This window comes from Phormidium sp. CCY1219, assembly GCF_055795085.1.
Map to the genome: position 1 here is coordinate 1 of NZ_JAYFEQ010000601.1, position 14253 is coordinate 14253.

General features: G+C 52.5%; 9 protein-coding genes. 4 read left to right on the forward strand and 5 right to left on the reverse strand.

All coding sequences use genetic code 11. The annotated features are described in order from the left end of the window. The 3 genes from AC0QH1_RS16985 to AC0QH1_RS16995 all read right to left on the reverse strand — a co-directional run. The coding region (locus AC0QH1_RS16985) for a GldG family protein (RefSeq protein ID WP_324632417.1) at positions 1-1365 on the reverse strand (1365 nt) is incomplete at its 3' end. 91 nt (positions 1366-1456) lie between these two features. Then, a complete protein-coding gene (locus AC0QH1_RS16990) occupies positions 1457-2269 on the reverse strand; it encodes an ABC transporter permease (protein ID WP_324632418.1) in 813 nt (270 codons plus the stop codon). Next, a complete protein-coding gene (locus tag AC0QH1_RS16995; protein ID WP_324632419.1) occupies positions 2270-3358 on the reverse strand; it encodes an ABC transporter ATP-binding protein in 1089 nt (362 codons plus the stop codon). It lies immediately after the preceding gene. A gap of 414 nt (positions 3359-3772) precedes the next feature. Between AC0QH1_RS16995 and AC0QH1_RS17000 the strand changes: the two genes are divergently transcribed. After that, complete coding sequence (locus tag AC0QH1_RS17000; RefSeq protein WP_324632420.1) at positions 3773-5908, forward strand: S-layer homology domain-containing protein; 2136 nt, start codon at positions 3773-3775, stop codon at positions 5906-5908. Positions 5909-6080: 172 nt separating this feature from the next. Here the strand turns inward: AC0QH1_RS17000 and AC0QH1_RS17005 are convergent, their stop codons facing one another. Beyond that, complete coding sequence (locus AC0QH1_RS17005; protein ID WP_324632421.1) at positions 6081-7661, reverse strand: glycoside hydrolase family 5 protein; 1581 nt, start codon at positions 7659-7661, stop codon at positions 6081-6083. 440 nt (positions 7662-8101) lie between these two features. Here AC0QH1_RS17005 and AC0QH1_RS17010 point away from each other — a divergent pair, with 440 nt between their 5' ends. Continuing rightward, positions 8102-8314 (forward strand): hypothetical protein, encoded by a 213-nt coding sequence (locus tag AC0QH1_RS17010; protein WP_324632422.1) that lies wholly within the window; start codon positions 8102-8104, stop codon positions 8312-8314. Between the two features lie 483 nt (positions 8315-8797). Here AC0QH1_RS17010 and AC0QH1_RS17015 read toward each other — a convergent pair whose 3' ends face one another. Further along, on the reverse strand, positions 8798-10267 hold the full coding sequence (locus tag AC0QH1_RS17015) for a leucyl aminopeptidase (protein ID WP_324632423.1): 1470 nt from the start codon (positions 10265-10267) through the stop codon (positions 8798-8800). 313 nt (positions 10268-10580) lie between these two features. Here AC0QH1_RS17015 and AC0QH1_RS17020 point away from each other — a divergent pair, with 313 nt between their 5' ends. Then, a complete protein-coding gene (locus AC0QH1_RS17020) occupies positions 10581-11720 on the forward strand; it encodes a class I SAM-dependent methyltransferase (RefSeq protein ID WP_324632424.1) in 1140 nt (379 codons plus the stop codon). A 129-nt stretch (positions 11721-11849) separates the two neighbouring features. After that, positions 11850-14006, forward strand: coding sequence for a lytic transglycosylase domain-containing protein (locus AC0QH1_RS17025; RefSeq protein WP_324632425.1), 2157 nt, complete (start codon positions 11850-11852; stop codon positions 14004-14006). Positions 14007-14253: the final 247 nt, after the last annotated feature.

The window sequence follows — 14253 nt, forward strand, 5'->3', positions numbered from 1 at the left end:
TTCCTCGGCGGCGGGTTCTTCCTCGGCGGCGGGTTCTTCCTCGGCGGCGGGTTCTTCCTCGGCGGCGGGTTCTTCCTGATTGCTGGGAGTGCGGTTGAGGGCGACTCCCAAGGTGAGAGGACCGGCCCGATCGCTTTCCGGATTAAATTCCAACTCTGCATTTTCGGGGGTGGATTCCGCCCAACTTTGCTCGCTGGTGAGTAATAACGGGGTGCTTTCGATGCCTTCTACCGCTTGAGTTTGAATGGGGCGGGCCAAGGGATAGAAGGAGTAGCCGCCGCGAAAGTCCTCGACAATTGGGTGATCGCCATAGTTGGTGACTAATGGAGTTGCCGGACCTAAGCCGAGTAATCCGCCACTTCCGGAAGAATCGATCGCGATACTGTCGTCCAATTGAAGGCCCCATGCTTCCAGGAGGGGATCCAAACCGGGATTGGTATCCGGATCGAGCATCAGCAACAGACTTCCGCCGCGATCGAGGTAGTCTTGCAAAGCGGTGACTTCCGCTTCAAACAGGGGTTGTTGCGGACCTGCTACCACCACCACCGAGGCATCTTCCGGTACACCGGCACCCCGGGCCAAGTTTAGGGGTTCGGTGGTGAAGTTGGTTTCGTTTAAGGTGGCGATCGCTTGGGAAATCGCCCCGCGACCTTCTTCCAAAGGACGTTCCCCGTGACCTTGGAGAAAATAGACTTGATAGGTGCGATCGCTGGTAAACTGCTCCAAACTGCTGGTGAGTTTGGCTTCCGAAAGTCCCGCCCCTTGATTCGCTCCTTGGACGAATTGGCGACGTTCTGCATCGGCACTTGCCAAATAGACTTCTCCAAAGCTTTTGACTTCAAACTGTTGCGCCAGGGCGGGTTGTTTTTGCGGGTCTACATATTCAAAATCGAACAGATGGGGTGCTTGGCGGCGATAGTTTTTCAGTAATTCCACATCGGCGGGATTGCGGGTGCGATCGAACACCACCACCTTCACCGGTTTGGGCAAATTCCGCACTAACTGCTGAGTTTGCGGGGCGAGGCTAAAGCGTTGATTTTCCGTGAGGTCGAGGGGGTCGGTGTAGGTGACGGCGAGAAAATTAATCGCCGCCAAAATCGCGATCGCCGAGAGAGTGGCGATCGCCGCATTGGTTCCCGCTTCGGCGGAACGGGGGTTGAAAACTCCCTCCTGGGTAGCGATCGTCCACAGAAGCCACAACCCGACGATCGCAACCCCGGCACTCGTCACGCCAATCGAAATCGGATCCCACCCCGACAAGAACCCCGCCACGAAACCGGCGATCGTCAGGGCAAGGCCAAACCATATACCATAATTGAACAATTTTTTCAAGGTTTTTGGCGTTTTTTCTTCCAGGCTTTTCATCTGCAAATAGAAGCGATAAGAGAATGCACGATTAAGAATTCACGGCGGGGGAGGGGATTGTTCTTCCCGACTCCTCCCCCATTCTGAATTTCTAACTCCGTTGGAAGCGCAAAGCATCAATCGACTGGGCGGTGAGAAAGATGCCTAAAACCACATAACTGGCAAATAAAATCAAACTGCTCGGATCCAGTTGTCCCCGAATCAGAGTGCTGTAATGTTTCAGTAACGATAAATGCTCCAAAGCATCGCCGAGAACCCCGCCCACATTATTGGCCACCACATCGATAATCCAGAGAAATAATACCAAAGAAAACGTCAAAACTGCCGATAAAATCGTGCTATCGGTTAAAGAAGAAACGAACATGCCCAGAGACAGCACGGCGGCCCCGAGCAAGATCAATCCCAAATGTCCGAGCAAGGGCACGGTAAGCGGTAGGGGAGGATTGGAAGCAGTTAACGCAATGGCTTCTAACGCCAATAACGGCAACACCATCGCGATAAAAAACGTGACCACTCCCAACAATTTCCCCGTAGCCACTGCCCAGTTCGTAATCGGCGAAGTGGCCAGCAATTCCAACGTGCCGCGCTTGCGTTCTTCGGCATACAATCCCATCGACAAAATCGGCAACACAAATAAAGACAGATTGCCCATGATTGCCAAAAAATTTTGCAGGAATTGATAGGCAACATCGATAGCGGGAATGGGGATATTCATTTGTTGTCCTTGCACATCCATCATGGCCACTTGTTGAATGATGCCCTCAGGGCCGAGGAGCATCGCCACCAAGAAAATGCCAGCAATCAGCCAAAAAACGCCAGCGATCGCATACGCCAGTGGCGATACAAAATAACTCTGTAATTCCTTGCGGTAGATGGCCATCACATTGGCGAAAATAATGCCCATTTATTCGTCTCCTTCAGCAGTGTGTGCCCGATCGTCTTCCGAGATTTCTTCTGCCTCTAATACGGGTTCTGGGGTAGAGTGTAACTCAGCGCCCTCTGAGTCCCAGGCCACCTCCTGTGTGGGTAACGCCGGGTGATGTTCTTCCGTGGTTAGTTGCAAGAACAGATCCTCGAGATTTGCCCGAGTTCGCCGCATTTCGTGCAAAGAAAACCCGGTGGAGACAAAAGCGCCGACAATATCCGGTCCGGGTTCCGTTCCCGGTTCGGCGATCGCGCGGATCTTATATCGATGAGACGGAAGCTTGTCATCGCGCAGCAATTCCACCGATCGCAAATTGGGCAAAGCGGATAACGCCGCGATTAACGGATCCGTATCCGGTTGTTCGTCCCGCGCCCCTTCCAATTCATAAGCGGATCCGCCGGTGAGTTGACTCGTCAAATCCTCCGGGGAACCGGTCGCCACCACTTGACCGCCATTAATAATCGCCACCCGAGTACAGGTCATGCTCACCTCGGGCAAAATATGGGTGGACAAAATAATGGTATGGTCTCCGGCGAGACGCTTGATTAAATTCCGCACGTCGATAATTTGGCGCGGATCGAGACCCACGGTGGGTTCATCTAAAATAATCACCGGCGGATCGTGGACCAGGGCTTGGGCCAGGCCCACCCGCTGACGAAACCCCTTCGAGAGTTTGCGAATCAAGACATGGCGTTTTTCCTTCAGATTGCACCGTTCGATCGCCCGATCCACTTGTGCGGCGCGATCGCCCGGACTGACCAGCTTCAAACGCGCCACGAAATGCAAGAATCCCTCCACGGTCATCTCCGGATAAAGCGGGGGCGTCTCGGGTAAATAGCCGATTCGCTGTCGTACTGCGAGGGAATTTTCATGCACCTCATAGCCGGCAATCTTCGCCGTCCCGCGATTCGCGGGGAGGTATCCGGCTAAAATTCGCATGGTGGTAGTTTTCCCCGCCCCATTTGGCCCCAAAAACCCGAGAATTTCCCCGGGTTCTACCGTAAAGGTGACATCTTCAATTGCTGGGGTCGAACCATAGGTTTTGCTCAAATGCTCCACTTCAATCATGCTGCTTTCACCCCACGAAAACGGTTCGCATCTTATTCAGGATACCCCCTTCTGGTGACAATCGGATGAGTGTCACCACTGTTCATCTGCCTAGAATTGAATGCCTAGAGAGTAACGCAGTGCATCTTTCACGCGCAACAGCGATCGCAAATTTTGTGCCAATTTCACTTGTGACCGTTTGCCTCCCAAACCCCCCGATTCTAGCACGTAGAGTGTAAACAAATGCGGCAAATGAGGATGTTTAAAAAACAAAGCTCGCGATCGCGCATTTTGGCAACAGGTGGGGAGCGGTTTTATCGGGTACTTCTATCGCCATCACATCTACCACCCTTCATCCAATGCCTTGGCAATCCAAAAAACATCCTCTCAAATCGCCGCTTTGAATTCTAGCAAACCTTCAAACACACTTCAATTATGGCTACACTTTACGTCAATCCAACCAGTGGTGACAATTCTGCTGCCGGTAGCCAGACGGCTCCCTTAAAAACCCTGACCGAAGCACTGAAAAAAGCAACATCCGGCACCACCATCAAACTTTCTGCCGGCAATTATAACGCAGGTTCGGGCGAGCAGTTTCCCCTGGTTATCCCAGCAGGCGTCAAACTTGTTGGTGACGAAGCCAGCAAAGGCGAAAAAATCGCGATCGAAGGCGGCGGAAAGAAAATTATTCCCGTATGGGCCGGCCAAAACATGACCGTCTATATGGAAGAAGGTTCCGAACTGCGCGGCGTCACCGTCACCAACCGCCAAGTGGGCGGCACCGGCGTGTGGATCGATTCAACCACCGCCACGATCGCCAACAGCACCCTGGCCAATTCGGCCCGCGAAGGCATCTTCGCCAGCGGTAGCGCCAAACCGATGATTGTGAATAACGTCTTCTTCCAAAACGCCGGTAATGGTGTCTCCTTTGTGGCCACAGCGAAAGGCGAAATCCGGGGCAATGTCTTTCAAAAAACCGGCTATGCCCTCAACCTGGGCAAGCAATCCGCACCCTTGGCGATCGAAAACAAAATCTTCGAGAACCGCTCTGGCGTCGTGATTACCGAGGAAGCGCGACCGGTACTTCGCAAAAATATCATCGAAAAAAATGAGTCCGATGGCATTGTGGTGACGCAAAACGCCCTCCCGGATATGGGCAGCAGCGAAGATCCGGCAGAAAATATCGTGCGCGACAACGGTCGGTACGACCTGCAAAATGCCAGTTCCAAGAAAATTATCAGTGTGGGAAATGAACTGTCCCCCACGAAGGTGAAAGGGGAAGTGGAGTTTCTCACCAGTGAGGTTCCCACTCCGACGCCGGACGAAACGCCGGACGAAACGCCGGACGAAACTCCGGACGAAACGCCGGACGAAACTCCGGACGAAACTCCGGAACAGCCCACCGAACTCACTGACGTGGCGGATCACTGGGGTGCTTCCTTTATTAACGCAATGGTGGATAAAGGATTCATCAGCGGTTTCCCCGATGGTACGTTTAAGCCGGATGATTCCCTGACTCGCGCTCAATATGCGGCGATTATTGCCAAAGCGTTCGACAAGGCGTATGTGCGCGAAGCCACTGAGTTTTCCGATGTGGCGGCAGATTTCTGGGCCACGGATGCGATTATCAAGGCGAACCGCATGGGCTTTATTGCCGGCTTCCCCGATGGTACCTTCCGTCCTAACGATAAACTAACCCGCGTGCAGGCGTTGGTGTCCTTGGTGAATGGGCTGCAACTGAGTGGCGGCGATGTGGCAAGTTTAGGGTATTACAGCGATCGCGCCCAAATCCCGAGCTATGCCACCGATGAAGTGGCTACCGCTACGCAACAAGGTATGGTGGTCAACTATCCGAACCTGGACGAACTCAACCCGATGCGCGAGATCAGCCGCGCTGAAGTGGCAGGGTCGATCTATCAAGCCTTGGTGGCGATGGGAGAGGCGATCGCTGTGGATTCCCCCAACATTGTGGTCGCGGAAGACACTTCTAACTCCCCCTTCAGCGACTTGGCCGGTCACTGGGCCGAGAAATTCGTGGTTTCGCTATACAATGAAGGGCTGATTAGCGGTCATCCCGATGGCACCTTTAAGCCGGATGCTAACATGACTCGCGCCGAGTACGCCGCTTTACTGACGAAAGCGTTCAACCCAGAAGCCACACGCGAAGCGGCAACCTTCAGCGACTTGCCAGAAGATTTCTGGGGCTATGTGGCGGTGCAAACGGCATACAAGGGCGGGTTTGTTTCCGGTTATCCCGACAATACCTTTAAGCCGAACGAGAATATCCAGCGCGCTCAGGTTCTGGTTTCTCTGGTGAACGGACTCGGCTTGTCCGGTGGCGATGCCACCGACTTGGCCCGGTTTACCGATAGTGCGACCATTCCCGAGTATGCCAAGGATGAAGTGGCCACCGCAACCAGCAAGAGCTTGATCGTCAGCTATCCGCAGAAAGAAAATCTCGAACCCACTCGCGAAGCCACCCGCGCCGAAGTTGCCGCGATGGTGTATCAGGCTTTGGTGGATGCCGAACGAATGGCCGCGATCGATTCGGATTATATTGTGTTGGCGTAATCTCTAGGCAATAGGGTGGTGGTTTTTCACCCTAGTGGTCCCAAAATTGGGGGTGGGCGATCGCCACTCCCTTTTTTTGTCTTTTTTCTCGCACCAGCCCTGCGCTATCCCCTGGTAAGCGTTGTCACCTTCTGGCAAATTCGGTGGCGATCGCCTTCCCTTCAGGTCAAGTTTAACAGCGTCGATCGTGCTGCCGTTTGAGCGCCCCAGTCCCCACCGCGAAAAAAGCTAAGGAAGCGATCGCAGAAGGTTCGGGTACCTTGCGCGGCGTCTCCCTTTCCTCTGCCTTCGAGAACCCTGGGGGAATGACGTTCGCATTTATCGTCGGCTCTTGAGGGGTGGTTCTTTCTCCCTCTGATGTCTCACCGGACTCGGTTTTCTCCTCAGTATCGTTATTTTCTACCTTGGCAACCACCGGGTTGAACTCCAGTTCCTCAACTGGGTCTTGATTTTTCCTATCCTCTGTAGTTTTATCTGTAGTAGCGGGTTGCTCTGGTTCCGGGTTTTCTGTGGCTTTCTCTGTAGGAGCGGGTGCCTCGGTTTCCATCTCTTCGTCTAACCCAGGCAATCCTAACGCTTCCACGATCGCCTGGTTCACGATCCGTTCTCCATCTTCGGTTTTATCCATTACACCGAATCCGCCGGTATAATCCCACATTGCCCATCCAATATCGTATTTTTCCAGGGCCGAGCGCGTATCGCCGATCCAGCGAGCGCGGTCTTCAGGGTCGATAAAATTACGATATACCCCAAATTCATTGGCAGTCAGCCGCACGTCGTGTTTCGTTGCCCAATCGGCAGCTTTGGCAATTCGCGCGTCAATTATCTGTGCGTCCCACTCGCCATCGCAATACCGTTGCGCTCGTTCCAAGGCGTTGCCCTCGCTGAGGCTGTCGATTACTGCGTCGCACTCGGCGCGATTGAAAGGATAGGGTAAATTGGCGATCTCGGCAAATTCATCATCGATCCAATCCGCTCCCTGATGGGTGACGCTCATGGGTTCGTAGAAGTGAAAGTTATACACCACATTCGGATCTTCTACGGGAGTCAGGGTTTCTAAACTATCAATTCCGCTCCAATCATAGGTGGTAGCAATCAAGGTATGATTGGGCGCGCCGGCTCGCATTTCCTCGAGCATTTGCTTCTGTACCCAATCCCAGCGTTTCACGGGATCTACATCTTCTGGCGCAAAAAAGTTGAAGGATGGCTCGTTGAGTCCTTCCAGAAACAACTTATTCGGATCCCGGGGACTGAGGTGTTCGGCGAGTGCCCCCGCAAATTGGGTATAGGTATCCACAAAGGCATCATCGTTTACCAGTCGGTCTTTCATGCTGTCTTGCGCTTGCAGATCCACGATCGCGCTGATGTTGCGATCGTGCAACTCATCGAGCGCCCCATCTAAATATTCGAGATATGGGCCATCGAGGGTTTCTGGATTGCTCTCATCTAGGAGCAGTTCTGGATCCACGGGCAGCCGCACGTGTTGGAATCCTAACTCCTCGATGCGATCGAAGTCTTCATCGGTGATGAAGTTTTCCATATGAGTCGGATGATAGTGGTCGTGTTGGGCAAACCAATGGCTGAGGTTAATCCCCCGGGTCAGGGCATTCTTGCGTTTATCCACGAGCTTGAGCCGATCTTGGGAAGGCTGAAGTGCCCTCCCATCGTTCGGCGAGCCTGCCTGTGCCGGGGCGATCCCGGGCAGCATAAACCCAACCAGTGTTAAACCCCATACTGTTTTGATGAATTTCATTTGCATTCCCTGATAACAACTTTTATTTGGCATTAAATTTAGAGATTGAAAGCACTTGTTTGCCTAATTATGTATCCCACGCTCTGTTAGAGATTGCGAGCTAGCCTCTCAGTCTATTTCCCCCTCGATTCACAGTCCGTCCCGAAGCCATAGCTCCGGCAATGTTCCGATTATTCGAGGGTGAGGTGGCTTTCCCACAGGGCAAAGTGAATGGATCTTCTACGGTGTGGGAAATGGTGTAAACAATTACTTTATATCCGTAATTTTGCAGGCAATTGGATTGCCTTTCGTTCACTTTTACATACTTTTGGAAATTTGCCCAGTGTTTTTACGGATTTTCTCGCAACTTTAAATTTTCTTCAAAAAAAATTATCTGATTTTTTATAAATTAATACCAGTAGAAAGAGGACAATCGCATCCATCCCTCTCTCGGTAGAGAAATGCAAAATATTCATCTAATGGTCGATAAAAATGTCTCCTGTGTGACAAGATTCAGCGCCAAGCAGATGGGGGAGTTTTCTGCCGCACTTCCCCCCACGCTGATTTTACTGCCGGGAGCAGCTCCTCCACATCGGGCAGGGGAAAAGCGCTGGGGATGGGCAAACTGCCATCGTCCCTGGAAGCCAAGGCGATCGCTCACGGTATATTTGTGAGGGGTTTGCGGTGGGGGAGAAATTGGCTCTTTTCAAACCATTTGCCAAAATGGGCTGGAAGGTTTTTATCGGGATAAAACTCAAACGATAGGCAGTTAGTCCCGGCTTGTTCTGCCAAATTGGCAACGGTTGATATCGCTGATATTCCTCCTTGCTTAAGTAATAAGACTTGAGGGAAACCTGTCGCCTTTCTCCAGAAGGAAAAACTGATTTGCATCGTACCCCTTAAGGTAGAATATGAAAGGGAAAACCCCGATCCGATCGCCTGTCTCCTGAAGGGCGATCGGCCAGGGAAAGGAGAAATAAAAAGAGCGAACTGTCAACTGGCTGAAGCATGAATCAGTAAAATAGAAATGCGATCGCCCCTCTCGGTGGAAGGGAGAGAGAATGGCGATCGCATTTCTTTGTTTGAAGGGATTGAGTGAGAAAGGTATATAAAATCGGAGAAAAAGCTGGGCGCGCCCAGCTTTTTCTCCCAGAGAATTATACTAACGCCCAGCGAACCAAAGTGCGAACCCCGAAGCCAGTAGCACCTGCACTGTTGTAGCCTTTGTCTTTATCGGTCCAAACCGGTCCGGCAATATCTAAGTGGATCCAAGGAGTATTCTCAACGAATTGCTTGAGGAAGAGGGTCGCCGTAATAGAGCCACCCGCACGAGGACCGGTGTTTTTCATATCCGCGTGCAGAGATTTCAATCCTTCAAAATAAGGTTCTTCCAAAGGCATCCGCCAGAATTTTTCACCGGCTCTTTCCGCAGCTTTCAACAGTTCATCAGCGATCGCATCATCCGGACTCCACAAGCCGGCAATATCATCACCGAGGGCCACCACACAAGCCCCAGTGAGGGTAGCGAGATCCACAATCGCATCCACCCCCAACTTTTCCGTAAATACCAAAGCATCCGCGAGAGTTAAGCGACCTTCAGCATCCGTATTATTCACCTCAATCGTTTTCCCATTAGAAGCCGTCAGGATATCCCCCGGGTGCATTGCATTACCGCCGATCATATTTTCCGTAACGGCGGCGATGAAATGAACCTCCACATCCGGCTTCAATTGGGCGATCGCTTTAGCCGCCCCAAACGCAGTCGCCGATCCGCCCATATCCATCTTCATCGTTTCGATGCCGCTACCCGAGGGTTTCAAATTCAGACCCCCCGAGTCAAACGTCAGACCCTTACCCACGATCGCCAGTTTCCGACGGGGCGTCCCCTGGGGCTTGTAAGTCATATGGATAAACTTCGGCGGCATATTCGACGCTTGCGCCACCCCCAAAAACGCGCCCATCCCGAGTTTTTCGCAATCTTCCTTCTCCAGAATTTCCAATTCCAGACCGTATTGCGAAGCTAACTCCTTCGCCATATCCGCCATCGTTAGGGGCGTCACGCTATTCGCAGGGGCCGCCACCAGTTCCCGGGCCAAATTTACCCCACTACAAAGGAGCTGAGCGCGAGAAATTGCCGCCTCCTGACCCGCCAGACCCAGCAACTCCACTCGTTCGACCCCAGGTCCAGTGTCTTCCGGCTCGGACTTAAAGCGATTATCCTTAAACAAAGCTAACTCAACCCCTTCCACAATCGCCTCTGCCGTAGCATCCGGGGCATCATTGTAAGTAGGTAGGTCAATGGCGAGGATTTTGCACTTTTCCTTCTTCGCCAAGCGGGCGGCGGCGGCAGCAGCCAGTCTGAAAGTCTCGAGTTTCAGCGCCTCGGGTTTACCCAAACCCACCACAATAATTTTGCGGATCGCGCCAGGCCCTACCCGAGTCACCGCACTGCTGCCTTCTTTGCCCTTAAACTCGGCTTCCTCAATCAGTTCCTTCAGGGTGCCGGAGAGCTTTTCATCCAGCTTCGCCAACTCTCCAGAGATTTCCACCGCATCTTCAAACAAACCCACCGCTAGGGCATCGCCAGACCATTCCAAACGGGGCGTATCCGTTCCTTTAAATTCCATTCCTCGTTCTACCTGAATGAGTAACAAATCGCAACACTATCAGTATGGATCGAGATTGACATTCTTCTCAGGTTAGCGGACATCCGCAATCTTTGCATTTCCTCAGTTCCCCCAGCAGCCACCTCCTGCCTCGGGCGATCGCGGGTTATGCTATGGTAATCTGCTATCGGTAAAAGATGGGGGTTTCCATCTCGCTTAAACCGCTTTTTTGCGATCGCCCCTTTGGCCCCCAATCTTTGTGGCGCGATCGCTCGCTTCATTCCCATCCAAACTGCTATACCCTGGATTCTTAGAACGAATTGGAGAATGAGCCTTGGTTTCGGAAGCCTTTGAGCAACCTACCTATCCTTCACCGCAGACTCCTGCCAATTTCCCTGCGGCACAGACCCCCCTGCCTGACGCCAAGCCGGATCCGGTTGTCCGGGATCCCACGGTTTTAGAGCAAATTTTGCGGAAAAAGTTTAAGAGTCTGACCGGTGCCACCGGACAGATTGTCATGCCCTGCATTCCCGAAATGCTCGAGGAACACATACAACTTGCACTCGGGGTTCTCAGCGCGCTGGGCCAAAACCTCACCCCAGAAGAAATTCAGGCTTTGCGGCAAAACTTCGCCAGCAAACTGAGTGCAGGATTTCAAGCGTCTCCCCACGCCCGCTTAATCTTCAAATACGGTCCGCCCTCCCCCACCCAGGGGTTAACCAGTGGACTGCAAGTCAACGCCACGGTGGAGATATCCTCCCTCGAGGAGAAATACAATGGCTGGGTCAAACATCGCACCGGCCCATTGTTTGGCAGCCATGCCGATGCAAAACTGCTCGATGTGGCGGCCACACTGAGGGATCCAGCGCGATCGCCGATTCTGGATGTGGGTGCGGGCACCGGTCGCAATACCTTTCCCTTGGCCAGAAAAGGCCACCCGGTGGATGCAGTAGAACTTACCCCCGTGTTCGCGCAAAAAATGTTTTCCGAGGCACAAACCCATCAGTTGCCCGTCCGGATTATCCAAGGTAATATTCTCAATCCAAAACTGAAATTAACTCCCGGTTCCTATAAACTTGCCGTGGTTTCGGAAGTGATTTCTCATTTCCGCGATCGCGATAGCGTCTCCAAGCTGCTGACAAAACTGAGCAACGCAGTGCAACCGGGCGGATTCCTGTTGTTTAATGCGTTCCTAACCGTAGAAGGGTACCACCCCCCCGAACAAGTGCGCCAAATGGCAGAAGTGGTCTGGAGCTATCTGATGACGCGGGATGAACTCGCCGAAGCAATGGCAGGTTTGCCTTGGGAAATTATCTCCGATGAGTCGGTGTATGAATACGAACGCCTGCATCTGCCTCCCGAGGCATGGCCCCCCACCGCTTGGTTTGCGGGTTGGGCCACGGGACGCAATATTTTTCCTTTCGCCCAAACTCCGCCAGTAGAATTACGCTGGGTACTCTGTCGGCGATCGTAGGACGAAGGAATCTTCGCGGACCTGTTTGAGGGCGATCGCTCTAACTGCGTGGGGCTGTTAGCTCCTCGGACAAATAAACATTAAAAAAACTACAATTAATCTGTTGCTGGTCTGGGACGGGGAAACGTGATGTTTACGAAAAAGCAAAGATCCAATAAAGTTTCTGTAGCTGTGGGAATCGCGCTGTTTGTCATGTTAATCGGTGCTGCAGTGCCGATCAAAACATGGCTCGAATTGGCCGAGCAAACGCCGAAAGTCCTGAAAATAGATGGGCTGATGGCATCCAAGTCGGCAGTGAAGCCTTTGGCACTGCTCAAACCCGAGGAACGAGAAGCCGAACTCAAACGCCTTGCTAAAGGAGACAAAAAACCCGATCGCGTTCAGGCTCGTTATCTGTTAGCTCAGGATTTGCTCGAAGCCGGGAAAGCAGATGAAGCCCTCCAGTGGCTGGAAAACCTGGAAAACGACTATTCTATTCTCGCTCCCTACGTTTTGAAGACAACGGCCCGCGCCTACGAAGTTAAGGGAAATCCCGAGAAAGCTCGCGACACCTGGCAAGCATTGCTCGATGAGTATCCTGACTCCCCCGTGGCGGCGGAAGCGTTATATGCCTTGGGCAAAAGCGAGCCAAAATATTGGGATGAAGCGATCGCTCGTTTTCCCGCTCATCCGCGCAGTGTGGAAATTGCCCAAACTCTCCTGAAAGACAACCCAGACGACTTGGAATTACTCTTGCCGATCGCCAAACATGGCATTTACCTGGAAAATTACCAGTCTTACTTGGAAACCTTGATAGAGAAACATGAATCGCGCCTCACTCAGGAAAACTGGGAAGCGATCGCCTTTGGCTATTGGGAAAAGCAAGAGTACGGCAAAGGTGCTCAAGCCTACGCCCGCGCGCCTTGGACCGCTCAGAGCGCTTACCGTGTGGCCCGGGGACGTCAGGTTTCTGGGGATAAAACAGGAGCGATCGCAGCCTACAAACGTCTCAATTTCGACTTTCCCGATAGCGAACAAACCGGCTTGGGTCTGTTGCGATTGATCCGACTCCTGGAACCGAAAGAAGCGGCTCCCTATATCGAGGAAGTGCTCGAACGCTTTCCCGAACGCGCCCCCGAGGCTCTCTTCGAACGCGCCGAACTCCTCGACGAACTGGGTAGCAAAAGTTCTGCCGAAGAAGCGCGTCAAGCCATCTTGAGTGAGTATAGCGATTCCGAGGCGGCGGCCAAACTACGCTGGAGCTTAGCCCAGCAAAGCGCCACGATTAAGGATTTTGAAGAAGCAAAAAAATGGGCTTTACAACTGCGCGAGGAAAACCCGGATAGCGATTTGGCTGCCGAAGCAGGCTTTTGGGCCGGCCTGTGGGCAAAGCGTCTGGAACAAGACAAACAAGCCCGCGCTGTGTTTGAGGACGTGCTGTACAATGATACCGACTCGTACTATGCTTGGCGCTCGGCGGTCCATCTCGGCTGGGATGTGGGCGACTTTACCTCGGTGCGCGATCTCAACCCGGAAGTGGTGCGACAAACGGAACGAGTTGAAGTTCCTGCCGGTTCGGAACAGTTAAAAGAACTTTACCAACTCGCTCAAGATCAAGATGCCTGGCGTCTGTGGCAAGTGGAATTTACCAATCGCATGGATCCCACAGTGGCCGAACAGTTTACCGATGGTTTGATCCGACTCGGCGTTGGGGATAATCTCGATGCTCTGTTTATGGTCTCGAGTTTGGCATGGCGCGATACCCCGGAAGAACGAGCCGAATATAAGGCGATCGAGCAAAAACCTCATTACTGGGAAGCCCTTTATCCCTTCCCTTATCTCGATCCGATTCTCAAGTGGTCTCGCGCTAATGAACTCAATCCACTCCTCGTGACCGCATTAATTCGCCAAGAGTCCCGTTTTATGCCTAAAATTCGTTCCGTGGTCGGTGCGGTGGGGTTAATGCAGGTGATGCCAGAAACCGGGGAATGGGTCGCGGATAGTATCGGTCTCAAGGAGTACGATCTGGATAATCCAAATGACAATATCAGGCTCGGCAGTTGGTTTCTCAGTTTTACCCACCGACAGTACAAAAATAACTCGATGTTGGCGGTGGCAAGTTACAACGCCGGTCCGGGTAAGGTGGCTGAGTGGGTGGATGAGTTTGGCCTAACGGATCCCGATGAGTTCGTCGAACAGATTCCTTTCCCGGAAACGAAAGGCTACGTGATTAATGTGTTTGAGAACTACTGGAATTATCTGCGACTGTACAATCCAGAAATTCTCAACCGCTTATCTGGTTCTTAGGCGGGTTTAAGGGGTGGCATACTCTGGGGATTGCACCCCCTACGGCTTCAATTCAGGGGCGGTTAGAAACCTTCTCCGTGAAAGAGGAATGAATTGGTAACGAATTAGATACGCAAAACCGAGTTCAAGTGCGCTTGATTTAAACGACTTCAACGTGGTAGGGGAAGCAAATTTAGCTTCTCGGCGGGAAGCCCCGCGCTCTACCCGTGCTTGGTGAGCGTCGGGATGAGAGCCAGGGGAAATGGAG

Coding starts and splice junctions, on each gene's coding strand:
- AC0QH1_RS17005 (WP_324632421.1), bottom strand. CDS start 7,661: ATGAAATTCATCAAAACAGTATGGGGTTTAACACTGGTTGGGTTTATG.
- AC0QH1_RS17000 (WP_324632420.1), top strand. CDS start 3,773: ATGGCTACACTTTACGTCAATCCAACCAGTGGTGACAATTCTGCTGCC.
- AC0QH1_RS16990 (WP_324632418.1), bottom strand. CDS start 2,269: ATGGGCATTATTTTCGCCAATGTGATGGCCATCTACCGCAAGGAATTA.
- AC0QH1_RS17025 (WP_324632425.1), top strand. CDS start 11,850: ATGTTTACGAAAAAGCAAAGATCCAATAAAGTTTCTGTAGCTGTGGGA.
- AC0QH1_RS17010 (WP_324632422.1), top strand. CDS start 8,102: ATGCAAAATATTCATCTAATGGTCGATAAAAATGTCTCCTGTGTGACA.
- AC0QH1_RS16995 (WP_324632419.1), bottom strand. CDS start 3,358: ATGATTGAAGTGGAGCATTTGAGCAAAACCTATGGTTCGACCCCAGCA.
- AC0QH1_RS17015 (WP_324632423.1), bottom strand. CDS start 10,267: ATGGAATTTAAAGGAACGGATACGCCCCGTTTGGAATGGTCTGGCGAT.